Raw genomic sequence first — 23,228 nt, 5'->3', positions numbered from 1 at the left:
CCCGCGTGGTCTCGCTGTGCCGGCGGCTGCCGGTATGTCGATCGGTCGCGTGTGCCCGTACCCGGTGAGTTACCCATGTTCTACAGGTGGCGAGTTGTATCGATGCCCAGGGACATGCCCGCAAGGCCGCGCTTGCGGATGGCGAGTTTGTCGGCGACCTCGCGCAGTGCCTTGGCGGCCGGGTTGTCCGGGTCGGTGAGCACGATCGGGGTGCCCGCGTCGCCGCCCTCGCGCAGGGCCTGCTCGATCGGGATCTGGCCGAGCAGCGGCACCGTCGAGCCGACCGCGCGGGTCAGGCGATCCGCGACGACCTGGCCGCCGCCGGAACCGTACAGCTCCATCCGGGAACCGTCGGGCAGGTCCAGCCAGGACATGTTCTCCACCACGCCCGCGATCCGCTGCCGGGTCTGCAGGGCGATCGCGCCCGCGCGCTCGGCCACCTCGGCGGCGGCGATCTGCGGGGTGGTGACGACCAGGATCTCGGCGCTGGGGATCAGCTGGGCGATGGAGATGGCCACGTCGCCGGTGCCGGGCGGCAGGTCGAGCAGCAGCACGTCCAGGTCGCCCCAGAAGACGTCGGCGAGGAACTGCTGCAGCGCGCGGTGCAGCATCGGGCCACGCCACACCACGGGCGTGTTGCCCTGGGTGAACTGCGCGATCGAGATCATCTTCACGTCGTATGCCATCGGCGGCATGATCATCCGCTCGACCTGCGTCGGGCGGGCGTCGGTGCCGAGCATGCGCGGAATCGAGTGGCCGTAGATGTCGGCGTCGAGCACACCGACCGACAGGCCACGCTGCGCCAGCGCGACGGCCAGGTTGGCGGTGACGCTGGACTTGCCGACACCGCCCTTGCCGGAGGCCACGGCGTACACCCTGGTGAGCGAACCGGGCTGGGCGAACGGGATCACCGGCTCGGCCGAATCGCCGCGCAGCGACTTGCGCAGTTCGGTGCGCTGCTCGTCGCTCATCACGTCGAGGTCCACGGTCACCGCACCGGCGCCGGGCACGTCGGCGACGGCCTTGGTGACGCGCTGGACGATCTCGGTCCGCAACGGGCAGCCGGACGTGGTCAGATACACCTCGACATGCACATCACCGCTGTCGGCGATGGCGATCGACTTGACCATGCCCAACTCGGTGATCGGCTTGCGGATCTCCGGATCGTCGACCTTCGCGAGCGCCGCCCGCACATCCGCTTCCGTCATCACTGGCATATGCCCGATTTTATGCTGCTGGCAATTCGAGTACGGTCCTGGGGCTGATCCCGCTCACGACGCTGACGCACCACCCGCGATTCGGAGCGCCCGCGATCGCCGTCACGACGCGCCCAGACGGTGTTCACTGCGTCTCGGCCCGGTTCCGCTCGACCGCGGCGACGAAATCCGGGTGCGCGGAAACGATCAACTGATCCGCGTCCTGATTCATCCACACGTCCGCGAAGAACCCCGATCGGCTCCACGCCAGCACCGCCACCAGCAGCGCGATCGGCATGCATCCGGGCAAGAAGGCAAACGCCAAGGGCACATAGAGCTGACGCAGCTCGAGCGAGACCGCCGTGAAGATACCGGCGATTGTCAGTGGCACCACCAGCAGCGCCAGCACCGCGATCCATTGGGACCGCCTGATCTCAGCCAGGCAGAATTCGCAGGCGGGGCAGTCGAACCGGACGGTCGCCTCGACCGGAAGCCGCTGCACGAACGGCGCCACGGACATCAGCATGGCCCGCAGTGTCGGCCATTCCGAGTGCGGCCCGTTGGAATGCACGAAAAAGGGACGGTGTTCGACGGCAGGCAGGCCGTGCTCGATACACACCTCGGGCATCGACTCAGTCGGCACCAGCTCCATCGGCGACTCCGTGAAGAACGGAATCCAATCAGGGTTGACCTCGGTGTCGAAGACGACCTGCTGCCGGGACGTCCCGCTCATCGCTGGGCTCGCACGACAGTCACGCCAGCCATCCCCGCTGGTTTCGTTCGCGGAAATACCGGTCGTCTTCGTCTTCGTCATCCGGAGTGACAATGCGCTCGCGGTTGGGCCTGCGGGTTCCGGGAACCACGGTGTTCGTAGCAGGTGCGGGCGCCGACGGGGGCGGCTGGTCTGCGACCGGCTCCGACCTGAACTCGTCCGCGACGGGCTGCGACCTGAGCCGCACCAAGTCCGCTTCGCCCTGTTCGGCCAGCCGCTGCCGCTCCTCGTCCGTCATGTCGGCGAACTGAGTCATGGCGGCAGGCATCGTCCGATCGAGAACCCGATTGAAGGCCTCGCTGTGCATCAGATCGCGGGCGCTGCCCTTCCCCTCGAGGATCCCGCGAAGCTGGTTCTTCAACTGCGGTTCCGTGGCGGTGTCCATGAGCACCCGCAGCGCCCTGGACAGTTGACGAGACACACCGATGTCACCGCGGGCCAGATCATGAATCGGCTCAGGCGCGCTCACTTAGGCTCCCGGGTGGTCGTAGTTGGCGGTGGGCAGCATGGGCATATCGGCCGACTGAACCACAGCGGCCACGCCGAATCCGACACCGGCGATCCCCTCGAGAGCCGCATACCCCGAGTTGAAGAACTGGACCAGCCTGTTCCACTCATTGATGACTTTGAGTGTGGTCAGGGTGGCAGCCGCGCACAGTGCCGCGGTAGCGACGATGCCGACGCCGCTGAGCCCGGCGATTTTGACCGCGGCCCACTGGATCACCGCGATGGCGGCCCAGTCCAGCACGGCCTGCAATGAGTTACTCATCGAGGTCGAGATGTGGTACGCCGACTCGGCGAAATTGTTGATCTCGTCGGCCAAATCCTTCAAGGGCCCAACCTGGGCGGAGATGGCAGACGAGAGCTTGGTGAAGTAGGCCTGCGCGCTCGTAGCGGCATTTCCATCCCAGGTCGCGTCGACCGTGGTGGCTGCGGTTTTGACCGATTCGGAGAACGCCGAGCTGTAGGCGGCGAGGTTCTCCACCGCCTTGCCCGCTTTCTGCAGGGACTCCCAATCACCGGAGATCTTGGTGGTGACCCACTTCAGCGGGTCTGTGCCGAGGACGTTCTCGCTCCACTTGCACGCCCAGTAGGTCGGCGAGATGAGATTGGAGGTGATGAGGAACTCGAACTTGTCGTTGAGCGGATCCTCCAGCGCGGGTTCGGCCAGGAGCTCGGACGGCGCCTGTGTCATGACTGACCACCCGCGGGATAGGTGCGGTCCAGCTCATCGGCCAGTGCCTTGTCGGTGGTCCGGTATACCTGCGCCACCTTGGTGAGTTCGGTCGCCGCGGTGGCGGCGAGCGTTCCCAGGTTGGCGTAGTTCGGGGCGAGTTCGGCGTGCGCCTCACCGACGGCGCTGAGCCCGGTACGGATCAGCCCGCCGTCACCCCACACCGTGTTGTCCAGTACCAGCCACTTCTCCAGATAGGTCGCGACATTCGCGTTGGCTTCGGCGAGTGTCTTCAAACTCGCGGCGAACGTGTCCACCGCATCTGGATCGACCTTGAACGTCTCCGACATCGAGCCCCCTTCCCGGCGGTGAAGCCGGAAGCCGCGTGTACGTCGGAGCACCTTCACATAGATGGCCTGCTCAGTGCAACCGCCTCAGATGCGCGGGAGGTCCGATGCCTTGGGAGCGAGCCCGCTCGAGTACGAGCCCGACCACGCCATCACGTTGGCGACGTAGGCCATCGAGTTGTTGTAGCGCAGGATCGCCTTGGACTGCTGGGACAGGTCGCGCATGTTCAGCCCGCCGTCGCACAGGTAGCGGCCCGCGGTGAGTGCGGCGTCGAACAGGTTCTGCGGGTCGGCGACGCCGTCACCGTTGCCGTCGGCGGCGTAGTTGTGCCAGGTCTCGGGCAGGAACTGCATGGGGCCGATGGCGCGGTCGTAGCCGCCGAGGCCGTCGAGTTCGCCGCCGTCGCTGTCGTGGATGACATTGTTGCCGTACAGGCTGCCGTCGAGGACCGGACCGTAGACCGCCTTGATCGGGTTGCCGTCCGCGTCGGCTTTGCCGTAGGCGTGGGTGGACTCGACGCGGCCGATCCCGGCCAGCAGCGACCAGGACATCCCGCAGTGCGGATTCTCCACGGCCAGTTGCTCTTCGGCGCTCTGGTAGGCGGCGACCGCGATACCGGGAATGCCGAGCGGACCCGCGGGGAGATCGGCGGACACCCGATTATCCGGCAGCGCAACGGTTTTCACCACCGGCGTGGCCGACGGCGACTGGCGCGCCTCCGCGTGCGCGACCTCGGCGATATCGGCCTGCGGCGCGGCGACGAGCTCGGGCGCGGTCTCCGGATCGACACCGGGCAGGTCGTGCTCGACGGCCGCGGTGCTGGTGGTCGTCGCGTCGGTCGCGGCGGCGGTGACGGCCACGAGTCCGGCGGGGACCAATCCGGTCAATGCGATGAGCGAGCTACGGCGAACCGTCGTAGCAGGCTGTTTCCGATGACGACCCACTGTGTGGTGCCCTCCTCAACCGTGTTGGATGAGAAGAGATTACCGCACCCGAGACCTTTTTGTTACCCCTCCGTGATCTGAATATCGGTTTGATTTCTACGGGGCCGCCGGGGCGGGCGGCAGCGGGATGACGATGTTGAACGGCAGCGTGATCCCGGGCTGCTGGGTCGGCGCCACCGGGGCGGGCTCGGCGGGCGCGGGCTCCTCGGTCGGCGCGATGCCCGGTTCGGGCGTCTTCTCCGGTTTCTCGGGTGCCGGAGCCTCGGCGGGCGCGGGTGTGGGTGTGGGCTCGCCGGTCGCGGCCGGCGTGCATACGGGCGCGGTGGCCTGCTCCTCGGGCCGTGCCGGATCCTTCGGCGCCGCGGCACCGAAGGTCTGCTCGACCGGGCGCTTCTCCTCCGCGAGCGGGTTCGGCATCTGGGCAGGCACCGGCTCGCTCACGCAGACCTCGGGCGTGGGGGCCACCGGCGCGGGGCAGAAGATGCCGCAGGGGATCGGTGGCAGGCCGGGCAGCGTGATCATCACCTGTGTCGGCGTGGTGACCTTCGGCGTGTTGGGCGGCAGCTGGTTGGTCGTCGACGGCGGCGCCGCGGTGACCGGCGCGTCGGTGGCGGCGGCCAGCACATTGGGCGAGACCAGCGGCGCGCTGCCCGGCGGCACGATGTCGGGGGAGATGGTCACCTGGCTCGGCGCGCCACCGGTCCGGTACGCCGCCGACCAGCTCAGCACATTGGCCGCGTAGGACATCGAGTTGTTGTAGCGCAGCACCGCCCGTAGCTCCTGGGACGCCTCGCGCAGGTTCATGCCGCCCGAGCACAGGTACTTGCCCGCGGCGAGCGCGGCGTCGAAGACATTGTGCGGATCGGCGGTGCCGTCACCGTTGCCGTCGGCGGAGTACAGCGCCCAGGTGCTCGGCAGGAACTGCATCGGGCCGACCGCGCGGACGAATCCGCCGTCGGCCTCCCTGATGACCTCGTTGCCCGGCAGCGTGCCGTCGAGCGCGGGTCCGAAGATCGGGGTGGTCGAGGTGCCCGCCGCGTCGGTGCGGCCGCTGCTGGCGTGCCCGGATTCGATGCGGCCGATGCCTGCCAGCAGGTTCCAGGTGAGCCCGCAGCCCGGCTGCGCGGTCTCCATCGCCAGTTCGGCATTGCGGTAGGCGGCGAGCACGATCTCCGGGATGCCCAGCGCGCCGCTGCCGGTGGGTAGCGAAATGCTCTGCAGCGGAACGGTTCCGGCGAAGGGTGCCAGGTTGTTCGACGACGGCGTGAGCGCGCGCAGCTTGCGCGGCGCCTCCTGCGCGATCGGGAGCAACCCGACGATCTCGGAAGGATCGGTCTCGGGGGTGTCCTCGGCGGTGCTCGCCGTCGCGGCGAGTAGCGCTTCCGGCGCCGTCGGCGCGGCGCTCGGGGTCGCGGTCTGCACGGTCGACCCGGAGGCGACGAGTCCAGCGACGACAAGGGCTGACATCGTTATCGGAGCAGAGATTCGCACGGCCACACCAACCCTTACGTCGAAGCAGCGGGCCGCAGAGTCCCCCTCCGGCCCGCCCGGAACAACGTGATCCAGGTTACCTACCGGTCAGGAAGTTGTAGAGCATTTCCGGTTACTCGTCTGAACCACCTGGCGAAACCGGGGCAGGAGAGGGCGTTTGACCGGAGGTTTTCTTGCGAACGGCTTTTCGCTTCTTCTCCGTCTTCGGCGCGCCGTCGGGTGTCGTGACCGCGTCGATCCGGTCGAGCACCTCCCTGATCTCCTCGAGCTCCCGGCGCAGGTAGTCGCGGGTGGCGACATCGCCGACCGCCAGGCGCAGCGAGGCCAGCTCGCGGGCCAGGAATTCGGTGTCGGCCTTGGTTTGTGCCGCCCGGCTGCGGTCCTCTTCGAGCGAGACCTTGTCCCGGTTGTCCTGCCGGTTCTGAGCCAGCAGGATCAGCGGCGCCGCGTAGGCGGCCTGGGTGGAGAACGCCAGGTTGAGCAGGATGAACGGGTACGGATCCCAGCGCAGCGCGACCACGAACACATTGAGGATGATCCACACGATGACGATCACCGTCTGGATCGCCAGATACCGTCCCGTACCGAGGAATCGGGCGACCTTCTCACTGCTGCTCGCGAACGCCTCGGAGTCCCAGTCGAGGGAAAAACGCGAGCCGACCGGCGTCTCCAGCCGCTGACGGGCCGGGTTCTTCTCACTCACGACGTACTCCCATCCGAACGGAGCGCGCTCGCCTCGGGATGGGCGGTCGGCGGCTCCTCTTCTTCGCGCCAGTCCTCGGGCAGCAGATGATCGAGGACATCGTCGACGGTCACCGCGCCGAGCAGATGATTCTCCGCGTCGACGACCGGACCGCACACCAGGTTGTAGGTGGCGAAGTAGCGGGTCACCGCCGAGAGCGGCAGATCCGGTGACAGCGGTGTCAGATCGGTGTCGACGATCCCGCCGACCAGGTGCGCGGGCGGTTCCCGCAGCAGCTGCTGGATGTGCGCGCAACCCAGGTAGCGGCCGGTGGGGGTCGCTGTCGGGGGCCGGACGACGAAGACCATCGAGGCCAGAGCGGGGGTGAGATCGGGGTCGCGGACCCGGGCCAGCGCCTCGGCGACGGTGGTCGACGGGCTGAGCACGATCGGTTTCGGCGTCATCAGACCGCCCGCGGTGTCGGGGGAGTGCGTCAGCAGCCTGCGGACCGGCTCGGATTCCTCGGGATCCATCAGGGCGAGCAGGGATTCGGCTTCGCTCTCGGGCAGTTCGCCGAGCAGGTCGGCGGCGTCGTCGGGGTCCATCGCCTCGAGCACGTCGGCGGCGCGGCGCACCTCGAGATGGCCGAGCAGATCGACCTGGTCGTCGTCGGGCAGCTCCTGGACGACATCGGCGAGGCGTTCGTCGTCGAAGGCGATCGCCACCTCGATGCGGCGTTTCTCCGGCAGTTCGCGCAACCGGTGGGCGACGTCGGCGGCGCGCAGCCCCTCGAACTGTTCGAGCAGCGTGGTGACGTCCTGGCCCGGCCTGCCGACCTCGGCGGGTGTGAGGCCGTCGACCTGCGACCAGTCCACCACGTGCACGGTGCGCCTGCGCCCGATCCGGCGGTGCCCGCGCACGGCGACCCGGCCCACGACCCAGTCCCTGGTCCTGGTCTGTTCGATGCCGAGATCGGCCACGTACACGTCGACGCCGTTCAGATCCGGCAGGCCGGGATCGTCCACCCGCACCAGCGAGTCCACGATCTGGGCCATGGCCAGCATCTCGCCGGGGCGCTGGGCGAACCGCCGCAGGCTCACGGTGCCGGTGTTCAGGGTGACGATGCCCGGCTCGATCGCGGTCACCCGCAGCATCGGCACGAAAATCCGCCGCCGGGTGACCAATTCGACGACCATGCCGTGCACTCGGGGCTGCTGACGCCCGTGCCGTACGGCCACGACGACGTCGCGGACCCGGCCGATAGACTCCCCGTCCGGACCCAGCACCGTCAGACCGGCGAGCCGGGCGACGTACACCCTGGTGGTTGCCATGACCCTCAGGCTAGGCGGTCCACAACGGCCGGTCACGACACGCCACGGCCGGTGTGACGAACACGAGGAGGAGCCCATGAAGCCCCGCCGATCAGTGCTTGCCGTTCCCGGCAGCAACCCCAAGATGATCGCCAAGGCCAAGGGCCTGCCGGTGGACGAGGTCTTTCTCGACCTCGAGGACGCCGTCGCACCCGGCGCCAAGAGCGCGGCGCGGGCGAATATCGTCGCCGCCCTGAACGAACCCGGCTGGGGATCGCAGCTGCGGGTGGTCCGGGTCAACGACTGGACCACCGAGTGGACCTACGCCGACGTGATCACGGTGGTCGAGGGCGCGGGCGCGGTGCTCGACGCGATCCTGCTGCCCAAGGTGACCGACGCGAGCCAGGTGCAGGCGCTGGATCTGCTGCTCACCCAGCTGGAGAAGGCGAGCGGGCTCGAGGTCGGGCGGATCGGGATCGAACCGCAGCTCGAGAACGCCATCGGCCTGCGCAATATCGACGCGATCGCCACCGCGAGCCCGCGCGTGCAGGCGCTGGTGTTCGGCCCGGCCGATTTCATGGCCAGCATCAATATGCGCACGCTGGTGGTCGGCGAGCAGCCGGAGGGCTACGACGTCGGCGACGCCTACCACCACATCCTGATGACCATCCTGCTCGCCGCCCGCGCGCACGGCATCCAGGCGATCGACGGTCCGTACCTGCAGGTCCGCGATGTCGACGGGTTCCGCCGGGCCGCCGGGCGCACCGCCGCACTGGGTTTCGACGGCAAGTGGGTGCTGCACCCCGACCAGATCGACGCGTGCAACGAGATCTTCAGTCCGCGCCAGAGCGACTACGACCGCGCCGAGTTGATCCTGGAGGCCTACGCCTTCCACACCTCCGAGGCGGGCGGCGCGCGTGGCGCCGTCATGCTGGGCGATGAAATGATCGATGAGGCAAGCGCGAAGATGGCGCAGGTCATAGCGGAGAAGGGCCGAGCTGCCGGAATGACGCGGACGACGCGTTTCACTCCGCCACCGCCGGTCCAGAACTAGCAGAATGGGACTATGACGAATCCCTTGGGCAACCCGAATCGCGGACGGCAGGCGTTGCCGACGCCGCCGTCGGGCTGGCCGGTCGGCTCGTATCCGACCTACGCCGAGGCGCAGCGCGCGGTCGACTACCTGGCCGACGGGCAGTTCCCGGTGCAGGACGTGACCATCGTCGGCGTCGACCTCATGCAGGTGGAGCGGGTGCTGTACCGGCTCACCTGGGGCAAGGTCATCGGCGGCGGCGTGGTGTCGGGCGCCTGGCTCGGCCTGTTCCTCGGCCTGCTGCTGAGCCTGTTCGCCACCACCGGCGGTGCACTCGGCCCGCTGGCCGTCGGCCTGGTCGGTGGCATCGTGTTCGGTGTGATCACCACCTCGATCCCGTACGCGGCCACCAAGGGCCAGCGCGACTTCGCCTCGTCCATGCAACTGGTCGCGGGCCGCTACGACGTCCTGTGCGACCCGAAGACGGCCGAGCGCGCCCGCGACATGCTGGCCCGATTGGCCCTGTGACCGAAGAAGATAGCGTGCAAGCCCGGTCGTTGACGGCCGGGTTGGCGAGTCGAGTTTGTCGGTGGGTGGCCTTAGGGTCGGATTGTGCAGCTCCGCTACAACTTCCGCGTCTATCCGACGCCGGGCCAACAGATATCGTTGGCTCGCGCGTTCGGGTGCGCGCGGGTGGTGTACAACGACGGGCTGGCCGCCCGTCGGGCTGCTTTCGCTGCCGGGCAGCCTTACATCAAAGACTCCGTATTGCAGACCCAGGTGATCACCGCCGCGAAGAAGACCCCCGAACGCGGCTGGTTGGGCGAAGTCTCGTCAGTGGTGTTGGTCCAAGCTCTGGGCGAACTTCATACCGCCTACCGCAACTTCCTCTCTTCGGTCACCGGGAAACGCAAGGGTGCGAAGGTAGCGCCTCCGAGGTTCCAGTCCCGCAAAGACAACCGGCAGTCGATTCGGTTGACTCGCAACGGTTTCAGTGTTCGCTCCAACCAGCGGTTGTACGTGGCGAAGAGTGTGCACGATTCCGGCTGGGGCATGTTCACCCGCATGCTGGAGGAGAAGGCCGCACGGTACGGGCGGACGTTTGCGAGGGTGGATCGTTTCTTTCCGTCGTCGCAGATATGCAGTTCATGCGGGGTTGTCGATGGTCCGAAGCCGCTCTCGGTCAGGGAGTGGCAGTGCCCAGCGTGTGGTGTGGTCCACGATCGCGACCTCAACGCTGCCAAGAACATCCACGCCGCAGGACGTGCGGAGTGGTTAAACGCCTGCGGAGAGACGGTAAGTCTCCCCGCCTAGCAGGGAGCGCGACTCTATGAAACAGGAACCCACTGGAGCGGCGCAGCGTGCCGCGGGAGGAATCTCGGTCATTCACGGCCGGGAGGGCGTCAAGCAATGGATGTGGTGAATTCGGTCCGCACCGCGGTGCTGGACCATTACGGCGTCGACCGGGCGCAGGTCGACTCGGCCTCGGTCACCTTCCTCGGGTTGGAGCCGATCGAGATCCTGCGCATCCCTGGTGCCGGCGCGGTGCACTACGCGACCCTGGGCGGGTCACGGCATCCGATGGGTGATCCGGCCGATCTGTTGGCCGATCCGGTCCGTGGCCCGCGCGCCGAGCTGGTGCTCACGCTGCTGGCGAGCGCGGGCCCGCAGGCCGGTGTCGTTCGTTCGCTCGCCGTGCTCGTCGCGACCCCGTCGGTGGAAGGTGTTGTGCTGCAAGCCGACGCGTTGCTCGACCTGGGCGAACCGTTGTGGCACAACGCGCCGTTCACGGCCGTGCTGCTCGGCGAGAGCGACATCACCGAGGTGGCGTTGCCCGAGCCCGCCGATCCGGTGCGGTATCTCAGCGTCACCCCGATCACCGCGACCGAGGCCGCCTGGGTCCGGGTGCGCGGCGCCCAGGCCCTGCGCGACGCCTGGGCCGAGGCGGGCATCGACGTGCGTGATCCCGCGCGCGGCGCGGTCAACCTCTAGCCCAGGTGAGATCCGGCGCGAGCAGGGTACGACCGGTCGAGGCATCGCCCGCCGGTTCGACTTGGATGTCGGATCTTTCCCACTACCACGCTGAATTCTCCGAAACGCGGCCGAAATTATACAAAGCAATCGCCGGACCACCGACCTACAAATAGTTCACACCGAGTTCCGTGACCAATAGGTGACGAAACAACCGCCGTCGCACCTTCGGCGTAGCTGTTCACCCGGTGCGGTCGGCTTCATCGCAGGGCCTTGGCCACGGCCTGGGGGTGCTCTGTTATCGACAAGATGCAACGACGACGCATTTTGCACCCGACGGGCGAACCGCTCGGCAACCCGGCACGAAATGCCCCTTTACCCGCAAGGAACATCGGCGTGGAATGAGAATATGAACGTCGTCGAACTCCCCCCAACCGACCGCCGCCGCGCCGCCCGCACCGCCGTCGATGCTCTCGGCGCACAGCGCAGCGATCACGTACTCGTGCGGGTGACCTGTCCCGCCAGCCACCACGTCGCCACCGTGTACAAAACGGAGGAGGGGCCGGTGGTAGTCACTGCGAGCGAACCCCACGCGAGCGGCTCCCGTGACTTCGTTGACAACGCGCATCACGGTGGAAGCCGCGGTTCCGAGTACGCCGATATGGTCCAGGCGACCAGATTCGAGGACGACGACCTGCCCGCATGGTGCAGCTGCGGCACACACACGCTCTCGCGCGCGGAGCTGCAGAAGGCGATCGCGTCGCATACGCGCACCCTTTCGGTGACCACCTGAACGGAGACCGGTCGGAGTCGGCATGACTACGCCCACCGAGCATCGGGAGATCGACCTTCGCGTCGGAGGTGTCGATCTTGGGGGCATGCTTACTCAGCCCGCCGGCTCGGACGGCCTGGTGATCTTCGTGCACGGCAGCGGGAGCAGCCGGTTCAGTCCGCGCAACCGCTACGTCGCCGAGGAACTGACCGCCGCCGGGCTCGGCACGCTGCTTTTCGACCTGCTCACCGCCGGTGAAGAAGGCGACCGACGGCTGGTGTTCGACATCGAGCTGCTGGCCGACCGTCTCGCCAAGGTCACTGCGCAGGTCGGCGACAAGGCCAACTGGGTGGCGTACTTCGGTGCCAGCACGGGCGCGGCCGCGGCGCTGTGGACAGCCGCGGATCCGGACGCCGATATCGTCTCGATTGTCTCCCGCGGCGGGCGCCCCGATCTCGCCATCCCGCGCATCGATCGGGTGCGGGCGCCGACCCTATTGCTGGTCGGTGGGCACGACTGGACGGTACTCGAGCTGAACCGCCAAGCGGCCGAGCGCATGCGCTGCCCACACCAGCTGACAGTCGTGCCGGGCGCAACGCATCTGTTCGAGCAACCGGGCACGCTCGAGGTCGTCGCCCACGAGGCGCGCGACTGGTTCCTGGCGCATCGGCCCGGCGGAACCGAAACCACCTGAGCCGAGTTCGAGAGCGACTGGCAGGCATACGGCAGCCGCCAGCTCCGAGCGAGGGGTTTCTGAAGGTCGTCGCGGCCGTGTTCGCCGTGATCACGTTGACGTTCGAGACGTCGAAGGCCGGGTTGCTCGACGCCGGCGGGGGCGCCTTGTGGACGGTCAAGGAACTCCCTCTTCATCGCTCGGCGGAGTCCCTGCTCCGCTGATCCAGCTCGGCGCCAATGCGGGAGCTGTCGCGGCCGCCGCCGCCCAGCAGAAGGTCTCGTCAGCGCAATCTCGCGCGAGTGCGACCGACCAGGCGCTGCTGGCCAAGAACGCCGGTACCGACGCGAACTTCGTCACCAGCCGATTCACGATCCCGCACCACTAGCGAAAGCCGTCCGGGCCGGCCGCATCTCACGTCGAACTGAGCGGATCGACAGGCAAGCAACGTGGGCGTGGCGATCCAGAGACCAGGCTAGATCCATTTGTTGCGGCGGAAACTGCGGAACAGCACGCCACAGAAGATGGCCATGATCGCCAGCACCACCGGGTATCCCCACGGCTGGTGCAGTTCCCACATGAAGTCGAAATTCATGCCGTACACGCCGGCGATCATGGTCGGCACCGCGGCCATGGCGGCGTAGGCCGCGATCTTGCGCATGTCGGTGTTCTGCTGGACGCTGATCTTGGCCAGGGCCGCGTTGACCAGGCCGTTCAGCAGTTCGTCGAAGTAGCCGATGTGCTCGGTGACATTGGTGTGGTGGTCGGCGACGTCGCGCAGGTAGCGGCGAATCTCCTTGGGTACCGGCAGATCCTGATTCTGCACGAGCGACTGGAGCGGCGGCCCCAGCGGCGCGACCGCGCGGCGCAATTCGACCACCTCCCGCTTGAGCTGGTAGATCGCCCCGATACCGACCTTCGAGGCGGGCGTGAACACGGCCTCCTCCATCTCGTCGATATCGGACTCGACCGATTCGGAGACGTCGACGTAGGAATCGACCACGTGGTCGGCGACCGCGTGCAGCACCGCGCACGGACCCAGCCGCAACTGGTCGGGCTTGCCCTCCAATTCCCGCCGCACCCCGGCCAGGCCGGTGTGCTCGCCGTGGCGCACGGTGATTGCGAAATGCGGGCCGGTGAAGACCATGATGTCGCCGGTTTCGACGATCTCGCTGATCGCGTGGATGTCGTGCTCGACGTAGCTGACGGTGCGCATCACCAGGAACAGGGTGTTGTCGTAGCGCTCCAGCTTGGGGCGCTGGCGGCCGTGCACCGTGTCCTCGACGGCCAGTGGGTGCAGGTCGAAGATCTGGGCGACATCGGACATCTGCCCCTCGTCCGGATCGTGCAGGCCCAGCCAGACGAACCCGTCCTCGGTCTTGCCCGCCTCGGTCAGCGCCCGCTGCGGGGTGAAATGCCCGGGCAGCCGTGTGCCGTCGACGTAGACGCCGCAGTCGACGATGGCGCGCGCCGTCGGCACGGGGATCCGCGGCCGCGGTGTCACGGGCCGGCCCGGCCCGCGAAACGACGGCATCGGCGGCAAGGAGGGCACGGGGTGGATGCTACGGCCAACCGCCGAGTCGGCCCAGGCCTGCGCGCCCGTCGAGACCGCACTGTAAGACTGAGGGTGTGCGCATCGATCTGCATACCCATTCGACGGCCTCCGACGGCACGGACAGCCCGGGCGAGCTGGTGCGCCGCGCCGCCGCGGCCGGTCTCGACGTCGTCGCGATCACCGACCACGACACCACCGCGGGCTGGGCCGAGGCCGAGGCGGCGCGTCCGCCGGGGCTGACGCTGGTGCGCGGCATGGAGATGTCGTGCCAGGGGATGGGGGAGGACGGCAGGCCCGTCCCGGTGCACCTGCTGGCGTACCTGTTCGACCCCACCGACGCGGGTTTCGCCGAGGAACGCGAACGGCTGCGCGCGGAGCGGGTGGCCAGGGTGCGCGCGATGGCCGACAAGATGGTGGCCGACGGCCTGCCCATCGATCCCGACGCGGTGCTGGCCGGTGCCGGTCCCGCGGCGGGCCGCCCGCATCTGGCGCGGGCGCTGGTCGAGGCGGGCGTGGTCGAGAGCGTCGACGCCGCGTTCCTGGAACTGCTCGCCCCGCACGGGCCGTACTACGCGGAGAAGGCCGACACCCCGTTGACCAGGGCGGTCCAGCTGATCGCCGCCGCGGGCGGGGTCAGTGTGGTGGCCCATGTGCGGGCACGCAAGCGCGGCAGGCTGCTCGCGCTCGACGAGATCCGGGAGCTGGCCGCGCTCGGGCTGGGCGGGCTCGAGATCGACCACCCCGACCACAGCGACGCCGATCGCGCGGTGCTGACCGATCTTTCGGCCGAGCTCGGCCTGCTGCGGACGGGCTCGTCGGACTATCACGGCAGCAACAAGACCATCGAGATCGGCGCCTGCCGGACCGATCCCGAACAGTTCGAGGCGCTGATCGGCAAGGCGAGCGGGGTGCCGGTGATCGCCCCGTGACGCTGCTGCGCGGGCTCAGCGGCATCGCCGCGGGCGGGGTGGTCGTGCTGCTCTGCGTCGTGGCAGGCGCCGCGGTGATCGGTTCGCGCAGGGACTTTCCCGGGCCCGGCGCCGAATCGCTGACCTGGCATGTGCTGGCCGCGATCGTCGTCGTCGGCGCGCAGGTCTTCGCCGACCGGCGCCGCGGCCTGGCGACGTTCACCGGCTCGGCGGTAGTCCTGGTCACGACCGGTGTATTGCTTTGGACACAATGGTGGAGCTGATGGCCGCGTAATGGTTGCGCCCGGGTGAACTGTGCCCGAATATTTCTCTTTGTGAGCACCATCGAGACGGATGTTCTGATCCTCGGCGGCGGACCCGCCGGGCTCTGGGCCGCCGTCTCGGCCGCGAGCACCGGCGCCAGGGTCGTCCTGGTGGACAAGAGTCGTTGCGGTTCCAGCGGTCCGGCGGTCTACGGCACCACCACCCTGTGGGACATCGCGCCGGGTCAGGCCAGGGTGAATACCGTCGATCGGGTACTCGCGCGGGGCGGTGGTCTCGGTGACGCCGCCTGGCTGCACCGGGCGATCGACGAGACCCATCGGCGGCTGCAGGTCTGGTCCGGCACCCGGCACCGGGTACCCGACGTCGCGGGCGGCGATCCGCCGGTGGTGCACCTGGACGGCGCGAGCTATCTGCGCAGGCTGCGCCGCGGTGCCTTGGAAGTCGGCGTGCGCATTCTCGATCATCACCCGGCGCTGCGCCTGCTCGCCGACCCGGCGGGCACGGTGGTCGGCGCCGCCGGCATCCAGCACCACAACAAGTTCCGGCCGTGGACCGTCCGCGCGGGCGCGGTGGTGCTCGCGACCGGTGGTTGCGCGTTCCTGTCCGGCGGTGCGGGCACCGAGGTGAACACCGGCGACGGCCTGCTGATGGCGGCCGAGGCCGGGGCCGAGCTGTCCGGCATGGAATTCTCCGGCGCCTACGGGCTGGCGCCGGTCCTGTCCCGGGTGCATCCGAATCCGGCTGTCGCCCCGGGACTCTCGGTGCACTTCGCCGTGCTCTACGACGAGTCGGGGGTCGAACTCCCCGGCGCGTACCACCCGGCGGCGCTGGGCGCGCTCGCCGACGGCAGGCGGGTCTTCGCCGCCCTGCACGAGGTGCCCGACACGGTCCGGCACTGGCTCGGCAGGCACGGTGCGGTCGACTCCGCGGGCCGGGTGCCCGTGCGCGCGGTGCTGGAGGGAACGGTCCTCGGCGCAGGCGGCCTGGCGTTGTCCGGATCCGACTGCATGACCACGGTCCGTGGCCTCTTCGCCGCGGGCGCCGTCGCGGGCCGGGAAGTCGTCGCGGGTGCGGCGGGCGTGACCGGCGGCCTGCGCGGTGCGTGGGCGCTGTCCTCCGGAACCTGGGCGGGCGAGGGCGCGGCCGCCTTCGCGATGGTCACCGAGCGCGCCACCAGCGCCCGCCCGGTGCCGGGAGCGGGTCTGGGCCCGCACACCCACATCGATCCGCGCTCGGTGATCGGCCTGGTGCAGGAGCACACGCTGCCCTTACGTCGCAGTTATCGGCGCAGTGCGGGCAGCCTGCGCGACAGCATCGCCGAGCTGGATACGATGTGGCCGGGCGCGCAGTTCGAACTGGGCGGCATCGGCGCCGGGCAACTCAGGGCCAGACAGGCGGCTGCCCTGCTCGCGGTGGCGCGGTGGGCGGGCTACAGCGCGCTCGTGCGCACCGAGAGCCGCGGCATCCACCGGCGCATCGACCATCCGGACGCGGTCGAGCAATGGCGGGTCCGGCAGCGCTGTGGTGGGCTCGACGAGGTATGGGTCCGCCGGGCCGATTCGACCGATCCGTGGGACGGCGAGCTCACCGCGAGCCGACCCGCCGCGGTGTGATTGTTCACCGGATGTTCCCTGCCAGCTGCGAGTTTTCTCTAACGCCATGGCAATTCGGCGCGGCTACCCTCGACACATGACGCGCGGCCGGGTGATACACGGATCCGGTTTGGCAACTGGTCGGACCGGCTGGCAGAATGTTGCGGATTCCCTTCCCTTGCCACCGCCGGGTTCGGGGACCATGGTGACCATTCGCCTCGCGACGCACCGTCGCGGCCGAGGGTCGACCCGTTTGCCCGTCCGGACCACCCGTCCGGCTCCGCTCTGCGGATCAGTGCTGCGCCACGCACCCGGTTTTCTCCGGTATTCGCCCTGGCTGCGCACCCTCTGAGCGTCATGCAATCCCGTAATCCCGATATACCCGGCGGTAACCGTCCCCCGGTTGAGTCCGACTCGAGCAGGAGTGAAATCGTGTCACCTGTGACTGACGCACCGAATGCCACCGCGGCGCCCCAGGCCGATGACGCAGCGAGCCTTGCTGCCATCACCCACGACGAGATCTTCGCGGGTCACCTCGGCGGCAAGCTGTCGGTCGAGCTCAGTGCCCCGCTCGAGACCCAGCGTGATCTGTCCATCGCCTACACCCCCGGCGTTGCCCAGGTCAGCCGTGCGATCGCCGAGGACGCGGCGCTCACCAAGACCTACACCTGGACCGACCGCCTCGTGGTCGTGGTCAGCGACGGCACCGCCGTGCTCGGCCTCGGCGACATCGGCCCGCGCGCCTCGCTGCCCGTGATGGAGGGCAAGGCCGCGCTGTTCAAGAAGTTCGCCGGCCTGAACTCGATCCCGCTGGTGCTCGACACCACCGATCCCGACGAGATCGTCCAGACGCTGATCCACCTGCGCCCGAGCTTCGGCGCGGTCAACCTCGAGGACATCTCGGCGCCGCGCTGCTTCGAGATCGAGCGGCGTGTCATCGAGGCCCTGGACTGCCCCGTCATGCACGACGACCAGCACGGCACCGCCATCGTGGTGCTGGCCGCCCTCAAGGGCGCGGCCGCGCAGCAGGGCCGCGACATGTCGGCGCTGAAGGTCGTGGTGTCCGGTGCCGGTGCGGCCGGTGTGGCCTGCGCCAACATCCTGCTCGCCGCGGGCGTCCCCGATGTGGTCGTGCTCGACTCGAAGGGCATCGTGAGCTCCGGCCGCGGCGACCTCAACGAGGTGAAGGCCGAGCTGGCCGCCCGCAGCAACCCGCGCGGGCTCACCGGTAGCGCCGCCGACGCGCTGGCCGGTGCCGACGTGTTCCTCGGCCTGTCTGCGGGCACCATCCCCGAGGAGCTCATCGCCTCGATGGCGCCGGAGTCGATCGTGTTCGCCATGTCGAACCCGGACCCGGAGATCCACCCCGAGGTGGCCGCCAAGTACGCCGCGATCGTGGCGACCGGCCGCAGCGACTTCCCGAACCAGATCAACAACGTGCTCGCCTTCCCCGGCGTGTTCAAGGGTGCGCTGGACGCGGGCGCGCGCCGGATCACCGAGGGCATGAAGGTCGCCGCGGCCGACGCCATCTTCGGTGTCGTCGCCGGCGAGCTCGCCGTCGACCGGATCATCCCCAGCCCGCTGGACCCGCGCGTCGCTCCGGCGGTCGCCGAGGCCGTGGCCGAGGCCGCCCGCGCCGAGGGCGTCGCCTAGTCCGCAGCAGAGATCGACCGATAGCGCCCCGTTCCCCGGAACGGGGCGCTACCGCGTTGTCTGGGATCATCGGGTGATGACGACGCGCACCGTGCAGCTCCCCGACGAGGTCGACGCGCAACTGGCCGCCGCGGCCGATGCCGCGGGCATCTCGGTGAACGCGGCCATCGTGGCGGCCGCCCAGGAGTGGATCCACGTGCAGGCCCAGCGCGCGCACGAGCGGGCCCGGGTCCAGGCGGTGCTGGCCCACGACCCGCACCTGCGCGCCCTACTCGGTGACGAGTGACGCGTCGGTCATGACCACCGTCCCGCGCGCGAGCCGCCCACTGCCCGGCGCGCTGGCCCAGACCGCCGCGGCCAGGATCGCGTCGAGGACCAGCGCGAGCACCGCCACCAGCAGCGCGCCGACCAGGACCAGGTCGTAGCGGTAGAGGCCGATGCCGTCGAAGATGTAGCGGCCGAGCCCGCCGAGGTTGACGTAGGCGGCGATGGTCGCGGTGGCGACCACCTGCAGCGTGGCGCTGCGCAACCCGCCGAGCATCACCGGCAGCGCGTTGGGGACCTCGACCCGGAACAGGATCTGCCGCTCGGTCATTCCCATCGCGCGCGAAGCGTCGACCACATCGGCCTGCACGGTCGCGATGCCCGCGTAGGCGCCTGCCAGCAGCGGCGGAATGCCGACGGTGACCAGGGCGAGCAGCGGCGGGATCAGCCCGAGCCCGAGCAGCAGCACCAGGAAGGTGAGCAGGCCCAGCGTCGGCAGCGCCCGCATGGCGTTGGCGAACCCGACCAGCAGCGCGCTGCCGCGCCGGGTGTGCCCGATGACCAGGCCCAGCGGCACCGCGATGACCGCCGACAGCGCCACGGCCAGGAAGCTGTACCAGAGGTGTTGCAGCAGACGGTGTTCGATCCCGGTGGGCCCGCCCCAGTTCGCGCCGTCGCTCAGGTAGTGCCAGGCGTCGATGAACAGATTCACGAGCGCGCCCCTTCCCGGCCGACGCGCACGTCGGCGCGGGTCCACGGGGTGGCGATCCGGCCGAGCAGGAACACCAGCCGGTCGAAGAGCAGCGCCAGCGCCAGCGTGACGATGATGCCCGCGACGATCTGGTCCGGGTAGTCGCGCTGATAGCCCTGGGTGAACAGCTTGCCCAGCCCGCCGACGCCGATCAGCGCGCCGACCGACACCATCGCGATATTGGTGACCACCACGACGCGCAGCGTCGAGACGAACACCGGCAGCGCGAGTGGCATGTCGACGGTGAGCGTGCGGCGCAACCGGCCGAATCCGATCGCGTCGGCGGCGTCGACCACATCGGCGGGCACGGTGTCCAGCGCGGTCGGCACCGCGATCAGCAGCAGCGCCGTCGAATACACGGTGAGCGCGATGATGACATTCAGGGGATCGATCGCGGAGATACCGACCAGCGGCGGGATGATCACGAACAGCGCCAGCGAGGGAATGGTGTAGGCCAGGCTCGACACCGTCGTGGTGATCTTCCTGGCCCAGCCGCGGCCGCGGATCACGGCGCCGAACGGGATCGCGATCACCAGCCCGAGCAGCAGCGGCACCAACGCGAGCACCAGGTGCGTGCGCGTGATCGCCATGATCTCGGCGAAGTTGTCGATCAGGTATCGCACGAGACGTCCTGGTCGAAGTACTCCCGGTTGCGCTGCGCGTCCTCGCTGCCGCGCTGCTCGGCGAGCTGGGTGAGTACGTCGACGGCCAGCAATCCGCCGCGCACGGCGCCCGCGTCGTCGACGGCGACCCCGATGCCCGACGGCGAGGAGATCGCCGCGTCCAGCGCCTGCCGCAGGTCACCGTCCGGGGTGAACAGCGAGCCGCCCGCGGACACGCTCGCGTCCAAGGATTTTCCGGCGCGGACCGCCTCCACGCCGGTGACATCCACCCATCCGCCCGGCTTGCCGTCGGCGTCGACCACCAGCGTCCATTCGCCCTTTTCCAGCCGCAATCCGGCGACCTCGGCTGCCTCGACGGTCCGGATCGGCGCCAGCGCAACGGCATCGGCGGTCCGGAACGACAGCGCGCGGTAGCCGCGATCCCGGCCGACGAACCCCGCGACGAAATCGGTGGCGGGCTGGGCCAGGACACGCTCGGGCGCGGCATACTGCTGCAACACCCCACCGCGCCCGAACACCGCGATCTTGTCGCCGAGGGTGATCGCCTCGTCGATATCGTGGGTCACGAACACGATCGTCTTGTGCAGTTCGGCCTGCAGCCGCCGCATCTCGGACTGCAACTCGGCCCGCACCACCGGGTCCACGGCGCTGAACGGCTCGTCCATCAGCAGCACCGGCGGGTCGGCCGCCAGCGCCCGCGCCACCCCGACGCGCTGCTGCTGACCACCCGACAGCTGCGCTGGATACCGGTCGGCCAGACCGCGATCGAGACCGACCCGGTCGAGCACCTCCAGCGCGGCGGCGCGCGCGGACTTGCGGGAGGCGCCGAGCAGCATCGGCACCGTGGCCACATTGTCGATCACCTTGCGATGGGGCAGCAGCCCGCCGCTCTGGATCACATAGCCGATGCCGAGGCGCAGTGTCACGGGGTCGACCGTCGCGATGTCGCGGCCATCGATCGTGATGGCGCCCGCGCTGGGATTCACCATCCGGTTGATCATCCGCATCGAGGTGGTCTTGCCGCAGCCGGACGGGCCGACGAACACGGTGAACGATCCCGATTCGATCCGCAGATTCAGCTCGCTGACCGCCTGGGTGCCGTCCGGATAGGTCTTCTCGATATCGCGGAATTCGATGTCGGACAAGGATTCTCCTAGCGGGTCGCCGACTGCCCCTAGCCGATGGGGGCGTTGAGCCCCTGCGCGGTGATCCAGGCGAGCGCTGCGGCCTTCGGTTCGATCTTGCTCTCGCCCGAGACGGCCGTGTTCAGCGAGATGAGCTCGGTGGTGGTGAGTTTGGCCGACACCGCGTCGAGCACCGCGACCGCTTTGTCGGTCTTCTTCGCGGCGTTGAACAGCGGCACCACATTCTGGGCCGCGAAATTGTGCTTCGGGTCGGCGAGGACGACCAGGTTGTTCTGCGCGATCGCGGGGGAGGTGGTGAAGATATTGGCCGCGGTGACCTGACCGTCGACCAGCGCGCCCACCGTCGCGGGCCCGCCGCCGTCGGCGATCGGCACGAAATCGGCGTCGCTGATCTCGAGGCCGTAGTTCTGCTTCAGGCCGGGCAGCCCGCCGGGCCGCTGCGCGAATTCCGCGGGCGCGCCGAATGTCACGTCGGCCGAATGCGGCGCCAGATCGCCGATGCTCCGCAGGTTCCACCGGTCCGCCGTCGCGCGGGTGACGACCACCGCGTCCGAATCCTGGCCAGGGGCGGGTGTCGCGATGGCCAGGTCGCTGCCGAGGGCGGTGGTCAACGCGGCGTTCACGTCGGCCTCCGAGGTGGCGGTGGCGTTCTTGTCCAGGTACTGCAGCAGGTTTCCGGTGTATTCCGGGATCAGCGAGATCGCGCACTGGCGTAATGCGGGGATATACGCCTCGCGACTGCCGATGTTGAACTTCGTGTCGACCTTGAAACCGTTGATCCGCAGGACCTCGGTGTAGATGTTGGCCACGGTCTCGGACTCGGGGAAATTGGCCGAGCCGATGATCAGCGCGTCACTGGCGCAATCACCCTTGGCGGCCAGCGGATCGGAGTTGCCGCACGCGGAGACGATCATGGCGGCGGCCAGCGCGACAGCGGCTGCCAGTACCCGGCCCGCCCGTGCCGCGAGGCGGCGTGCCGGGCGACGTTGTCCATGCGACGAGGAGGCGAACGCGGTTTTCACTGGTGTCCTTCCGGCAAAGGCGGGCAGTGCGCTGTGCATGCGACCCGGGGGCCGCAGGTACATTCTGGTTGGTAATACTGCCCGCGTCGCGCCGAATTGCGTGGGTGGACCGCAAATACAGGAAGTTGGTGTCGCGGGATGGTGGCGGGTGCGGTGCGCCGGACAGTCGCTGCGCTACTGGTCACTACCTGGTCTTTCGCCGCGGTTTCCTGCGCTGGCGACGAGGCGCGGACGGTGGTCGCGGTGGGCGCGGATTCCTCGGCCGAATCGATTGTGATCGCGGAGATCTATTCGCAGGCGCTGGCCCGGACCGGCACCGACACCACCGTCGTCCGCGGCTCGGCGGCCCCGGCGGCTGATCTCGACGCGGGCCGGATCGCGGTGCTGCCCGCCCGCAACGGTGGACTGCTCGACCGCTGGAACCCGTCCGCGCAGGCGCGCACACCCGAGGACGTGGCGGCGGCCGTCAATGCCTCGCTCCCGCAGGGTCTGTCGGTCTCCGACGCCGCCGACGGGACCGATCTGCGGTCCCGGCTGCTGGTCACCGAGGAGTTCGCGAGCCGCGACGGTGTGCGCACGGTCGCCGCGCTCGTCCCGCGCTGTGCCGAACTCACCGCCGGCTACGCCGAACTTCCCGGCTTTGCGGGCGGTGCGCCGTCACCGGGCCTGATCTCCGGCTGTGCCTTCGCCACGACCACGCGCTACCCCGACCCGCAGGCGCTGCGAAAAGCTCTGCAGGACGGAGAGATCCAGGTGGGGATCGTCAACGGCCCACCGGCCGACGCCGACTCGGCGGGCCTGATCGTCCTCGACGACCCGAAATACGCGCTGCGCGCCCAGAACCTGCTCGCCGTCTACCGCTCCGGCATCTTCGACCGCGCTCAGCTGAAGAAGCTCAACTACGTCGCCGGTGAACTCACCACCGAGGGCCTGGCCGATCTCGTGCGCCAGGTCGACGCTGGCACCGATCCGGCCGCCGCCGCCCGTGCCTGGCTGGATTCCCACGGTCTCTAGCGCGTCGGCCCGCAGGAATCACCCTTCCTCAATCCCCGCCCCCGCGCTGC

27 protein-coding genes are annotated in these 23,228 nt (G+C 69.0%); 13 read left to right on the top strand and 14 right to left on the bottom strand.

Going from position 1 to position 23,228, the window contains the following annotated elements; translation table 11 throughout:
* Positions 1-80: 80 nt before the first annotated feature.
* The 9 genes from ACFVAV_RS00530 to ACFVAV_RS00490 form a co-directional block, all read right to left on the bottom strand.
* The gene (locus ACFVAV_RS00530) at positions 81-1,217 is read right to left on the bottom strand and encodes an Mrp/NBP35 family ATP-binding protein (protein ID WP_378847103.1); all 1,137 of its coding nucleotides are present in this window, start codon (positions 1,215-1,217) and stop codon (positions 81-83) included.
* A gap of 124 nt (positions 1,218-1,341) precedes the next feature.
* The gene (locus ACFVAV_RS00525; RefSeq protein ID WP_379028056.1) at positions 1,342-2,010 is read right to left on the bottom strand and encodes a hypothetical protein; all 669 of its coding nucleotides are present in this window, start codon (positions 2,008-2,010) and stop codon (positions 1,342-1,344) included.
* A complete protein-coding gene (locus ACFVAV_RS00520) occupies positions 1,949-2,437 on the bottom strand; it encodes a hypothetical protein (RefSeq protein ID WP_379028054.1) in 489 nt (162 codons plus the stop codon). The genes ACFVAV_RS00525 and ACFVAV_RS00520 overlap by 62 nt, the downstream gene beginning before the upstream one ends.
* Entirely contained in the window at positions 2,438-3,163 is a 726-nt protein-coding gene (locus ACFVAV_RS00515) for a hypothetical protein (protein WP_379028052.1), read from the bottom strand.
* Positions 3,160-3,492, bottom strand: coding sequence for a hypothetical protein (locus ACFVAV_RS00510; RefSeq protein WP_379028050.1), 333 nt, complete (start codon positions 3,490-3,492; stop codon positions 3,160-3,162). Before ACFVAV_RS00510 ends, ACFVAV_RS00515 begins: the two co-directional genes overlap by 4 nt.
* Before the next feature lie 84 nt (positions 3,493-3,576).
* Entirely contained in the window at positions 3,577-4,434 is an 858-nt protein-coding gene (locus tag ACFVAV_RS00505; RefSeq protein ID WP_379028047.1) for a lytic transglycosylase domain-containing protein, read from the bottom strand.
* A gap of 96 nt (positions 4,435-4,530) precedes the next feature.
* On the bottom strand, positions 4,531-5,901 hold the full coding sequence (locus tag ACFVAV_RS00500) for a lytic murein transglycosylase (protein ID WP_379028045.1): 1,371 nt from the start codon (positions 5,899-5,901) through the stop codon (positions 4,531-4,533).
* A gap of 136 nt (positions 5,902-6,037) precedes the next feature.
* Positions 6,038-6,628, bottom strand: coding sequence for a DUF1003 domain-containing protein (locus tag ACFVAV_RS00495; protein ID WP_379028043.1), 591 nt, complete (start codon positions 6,626-6,628; stop codon positions 6,038-6,040).
* Positions 6,625-7,938 carry a magnesium transporter MgtE N-terminal domain-containing protein gene (locus ACFVAV_RS00490; protein WP_379028041.1) on the bottom strand — a complete coding sequence of 438 codons (1,314 nt, stop codon included), beginning with the start codon at positions 7,936-7,938 and terminating at the stop codon, positions 6,625-6,627. The genes ACFVAV_RS00495 and ACFVAV_RS00490 overlap by 4 nt, the downstream gene beginning before the upstream one ends.
* A gap of 76 nt (positions 7,939-8,014) precedes the next feature.
* On the opposite strand from ACFVAV_RS00490, the gene ACFVAV_RS00485 reads away from it, so the two are divergent.
* The 7 genes from ACFVAV_RS00485 to ACFVAV_RS00455 all read left to right on the top strand — a co-directional run bounded on the left by ACFVAV_RS00485 (position 8,015) and on the right by ACFVAV_RS00455 (position 12,754).
* Positions 8,015-8,971, top strand: a complete 957-nt coding sequence (locus ACFVAV_RS00485) for an HpcH/HpaI aldolase/citrate lyase family protein (RefSeq protein ID WP_379028040.1) — start codon at positions 8,015-8,017, stop codon at positions 8,969-8,971.
* Positions 8,972-8,983: 12 nt separating this feature from the next.
* On the top strand, positions 8,984-9,478 hold the full coding sequence (locus ACFVAV_RS00480; RefSeq protein WP_379028039.1) for a general stress protein: 495 nt from the start codon (positions 8,984-8,986) through the stop codon (positions 9,476-9,478).
* An 84-nt stretch (positions 9,479-9,562) separates the two neighbouring features.
* Positions 9,563-10,264, top strand: coding sequence for an RNA-guided endonuclease InsQ/TnpB family protein (locus ACFVAV_RS00475; RefSeq protein ID WP_379028037.1), 702 nt, complete (start codon positions 9,563-9,565; stop codon positions 10,262-10,264).
* A 96-nt stretch (positions 10,265-10,360) separates the two neighbouring features.
* Entirely contained in the window at positions 10,361-10,942 is a 582-nt protein-coding gene (locus tag ACFVAV_RS00470; protein ID WP_379028035.1) for a suppressor of fused domain protein, read from the top strand.
* 388 nt (positions 10,943-11,330) lie between these two features.
* Positions 11,331-11,714, top strand: a complete 384-nt coding sequence (locus ACFVAV_RS00465; protein WP_379028033.1) for a hypothetical protein — start codon at positions 11,331-11,333, stop codon at positions 11,712-11,714.
* A 22-nt stretch (positions 11,715-11,736) separates the two neighbouring features.
* Positions 11,737-12,387 (top strand): dienelactone hydrolase family protein, encoded by a 651-nt coding sequence (locus ACFVAV_RS00460; protein ID WP_379028032.1) that lies wholly within the window; start codon positions 11,737-11,739, stop codon positions 12,385-12,387.
* A gap of 148 nt (positions 12,388-12,535) precedes the next feature.
* Positions 12,536-12,754 (top strand): hypothetical protein, encoded by a 219-nt coding sequence (locus ACFVAV_RS00455; RefSeq protein WP_379028030.1) that lies wholly within the window; start codon positions 12,536-12,538, stop codon positions 12,752-12,754.
* Between the two features lie 87 nt (positions 12,755-12,841).
* Here the strand turns inward: ACFVAV_RS00455 and ACFVAV_RS00450 are convergent, their stop codons facing one another.
* Positions 12,842-13,900 carry a magnesium and cobalt transport protein CorA gene (locus ACFVAV_RS00450; protein WP_379029862.1) on the bottom strand — a complete coding sequence of 353 codons (1,059 nt, stop codon included), beginning with the start codon at positions 13,898-13,900 and terminating at the stop codon, positions 12,842-12,844.
* Positions 13,901-13,995: 95 nt separating this feature from the next.
* Here ACFVAV_RS00450 and ACFVAV_RS00445 point away from each other — a divergent pair, with 95 nt between their 5' ends.
* The 5 genes from ACFVAV_RS00445 (at position 13,996) to ACFVAV_RS00425 (ending at position 18,645) form a co-directional block, all read left to right on the top strand.
* Complete coding sequence (locus ACFVAV_RS00445; RefSeq protein ID WP_379028028.1) at positions 13,996-14,850, top strand: PHP domain-containing protein; 855 nt, start codon at positions 13,996-13,998, stop codon at positions 14,848-14,850.
* The gene (locus ACFVAV_RS00440; protein ID WP_379028026.1) at positions 14,847-15,113 is read left to right on the top strand and encodes a hypothetical protein; all 267 of its coding nucleotides are present in this window, start codon (positions 14,847-14,849) and stop codon (positions 15,111-15,113) included. The genes ACFVAV_RS00445 and ACFVAV_RS00440 overlap by 4 nt, the downstream gene beginning before the upstream one ends.
* Positions 15,114-15,164: 51 nt before the next feature.
* Entirely contained in the window at positions 15,165-16,727 is a 1,563-nt protein-coding gene (locus tag ACFVAV_RS00435) for an FAD-binding protein (RefSeq protein WP_379028024.1), read from the top strand.
* 411 nt (positions 16,728-17,138) lie between these two features.
* Entirely contained in the window at positions 17,139-18,359 is a 1,221-nt protein-coding gene (locus ACFVAV_RS00430; RefSeq protein WP_379028023.1) for an NADP-dependent malic enzyme, read from the top strand.
* Positions 18,360-18,435: 76 nt separating this feature from the next.
* Entirely contained in the window at positions 18,436-18,645 is a 210-nt protein-coding gene (locus ACFVAV_RS00425) for a hypothetical protein (protein WP_379028021.1), read from the top strand.
* Here ACFVAV_RS00425 and ACFVAV_RS00420 read toward each other — a convergent pair.
* The 4 genes from ACFVAV_RS00420 to ACFVAV_RS00405 are packed head-to-tail and all read right to left on the bottom strand — an operon-like array spanning position 18,628 to position 22,056.
* Positions 18,628-19,335, bottom strand: a complete 708-nt coding sequence (locus ACFVAV_RS00420; protein ID WP_379028019.1) for an ABC transporter permease — start codon at positions 19,333-19,335, stop codon at positions 18,628-18,630. The genes ACFVAV_RS00425 and ACFVAV_RS00420 overlap by 18 nt on opposite strands.
* Positions 19,332-19,997: an ABC transporter permease gene (locus ACFVAV_RS00415; protein ID WP_379028017.1), complete on the bottom strand. Its 666-nt coding sequence runs from the start codon at positions 19,995-19,997 to the stop codon at positions 19,332-19,334. The genes ACFVAV_RS00420 and ACFVAV_RS00415 overlap by 4 nt, the downstream gene beginning before the upstream one ends.
* Positions 19,985-21,142, bottom strand: a complete 1,158-nt coding sequence (locus ACFVAV_RS00410) for an ABC transporter ATP-binding protein (RefSeq protein ID WP_379028014.1) — start codon at positions 21,140-21,142, stop codon at positions 19,985-19,987. The genes ACFVAV_RS00415 and ACFVAV_RS00410 overlap by 13 nt, the downstream gene beginning before the upstream one ends.
* Positions 21,143-21,171: 29 nt before the next feature.
* Positions 21,172-22,056, bottom strand: coding sequence for an ABC transporter substrate-binding protein (locus tag ACFVAV_RS00405; RefSeq protein WP_379029859.1), 885 nt, complete (start codon positions 22,054-22,056; stop codon positions 21,172-21,174).
* 261 nt (positions 22,057-22,317) lie between these two features.
* On the opposite strand from ACFVAV_RS00405, the gene ACFVAV_RS00400 reads away from it, so the two are divergent.
* Complete coding sequence (locus ACFVAV_RS00400) at positions 22,318-23,178, top strand: glycine betaine ABC transporter substrate-binding protein (RefSeq protein WP_379028012.1); 861 nt, start codon at positions 22,318-22,320, stop codon at positions 23,176-23,178.
* Positions 23,179-23,228 lie beyond the last annotated feature (50 nt).

The organism is Nocardia sp. NPDC057663, from assembly GCF_042799895.1.
In the GTDB taxonomy this organism is placed as follows: Bacteria; Actinomycetota; Actinomycetes; order Mycobacteriales; family Mycobacteriaceae; genus Nocardia.
The sequence above is the reverse complement of the archived record's forward strand: the minus strand, read 5'-3'. Positions and strand labels throughout refer to the sequence as shown.

Bases quoted from the DNA above. Each gene is read 5' to 3' on its own strand.
- ACFVAV_RS00405 (WP_379029859.1), bottom strand. From the start codon at position 22,056: ATGATCGTCTCCGCGTGCGGCAACTCCGATCCGCTGGCCGCCAAGGGT.
- ACFVAV_RS00470 (WP_379028035.1), top strand. From the start codon at position 10,361: ATGGATGTGGTGAATTCGGTCCGCACCGCGGTGCTGGACCATTACGGC.
- ACFVAV_RS00490 (WP_379028041.1), bottom strand. From the start codon at position 7,938: ATGGCAACCACCAGGGTGTACGTCGCCCGGCTCGCCGGTCTGACGGTG.
- ACFVAV_RS00515 (WP_379028052.1), bottom strand. From the start codon at position 3,163: ATGACACAGGCGCCGTCCGAGCTCCTGGCCGAACCCGCGCTGGAGGAT.
- ACFVAV_RS00465 (WP_379028033.1), top strand. From the start codon at position 11,331: ATGAACGTCGTCGAACTCCCCCCAACCGACCGCCGCCGCGCCGCCCGC.
- ACFVAV_RS00425 (WP_379028021.1), top strand. From the start codon at position 18,436: ATGACGACGCGCACCGTGCAGCTCCCCGACGAGGTCGACGCGCAACTG.
- ACFVAV_RS00450 (WP_379029862.1), bottom strand. From the start codon at position 13,900: ATGCCGTCGTTTCGCGGGCCGGGCCGGCCCGTGACACCGCGGCCGCGG.
- ACFVAV_RS00500 (WP_379028045.1), bottom strand. From the start codon at position 5,901: ATGTCAGCCCTTGTCGTCGCTGGACTCGTCGCCTCCGGGTCGACCGTG.
- ACFVAV_RS00485 (WP_379028040.1), top strand. From the start codon at position 8,015: ATGAAGCCCCGCCGATCAGTGCTTGCCGTTCCCGGCAGCAACCCCAAG.
- ACFVAV_RS00530 (WP_378847103.1), bottom strand. From the start codon at position 1,217: ATGCCAGTGATGACGGAAGCGGATGTGCGGGCGGCGCTCGCGAAGGTC.
- ACFVAV_RS00525 (WP_379028056.1), bottom strand. From the start codon at position 2,010: ATGACGAAGACGAAGACGACCGGTATTTCCGCGAACGAAACCAGCGGG.
- ACFVAV_RS00460 (WP_379028032.1), top strand. From the start codon at position 11,737: ATGACTACGCCCACCGAGCATCGGGAGATCGACCTTCGCGTCGGAGGT.
- ACFVAV_RS00480 (WP_379028039.1), top strand. From the start codon at position 8,984: ATGACGAATCCCTTGGGCAACCCGAATCGCGGACGGCAGGCGTTGCCG.
- ACFVAV_RS00510 (WP_379028050.1), bottom strand. From the start codon at position 3,492: ATGTCGGAGACGTTCAAGGTCGATCCAGATGCGGTGGACACGTTCGCC.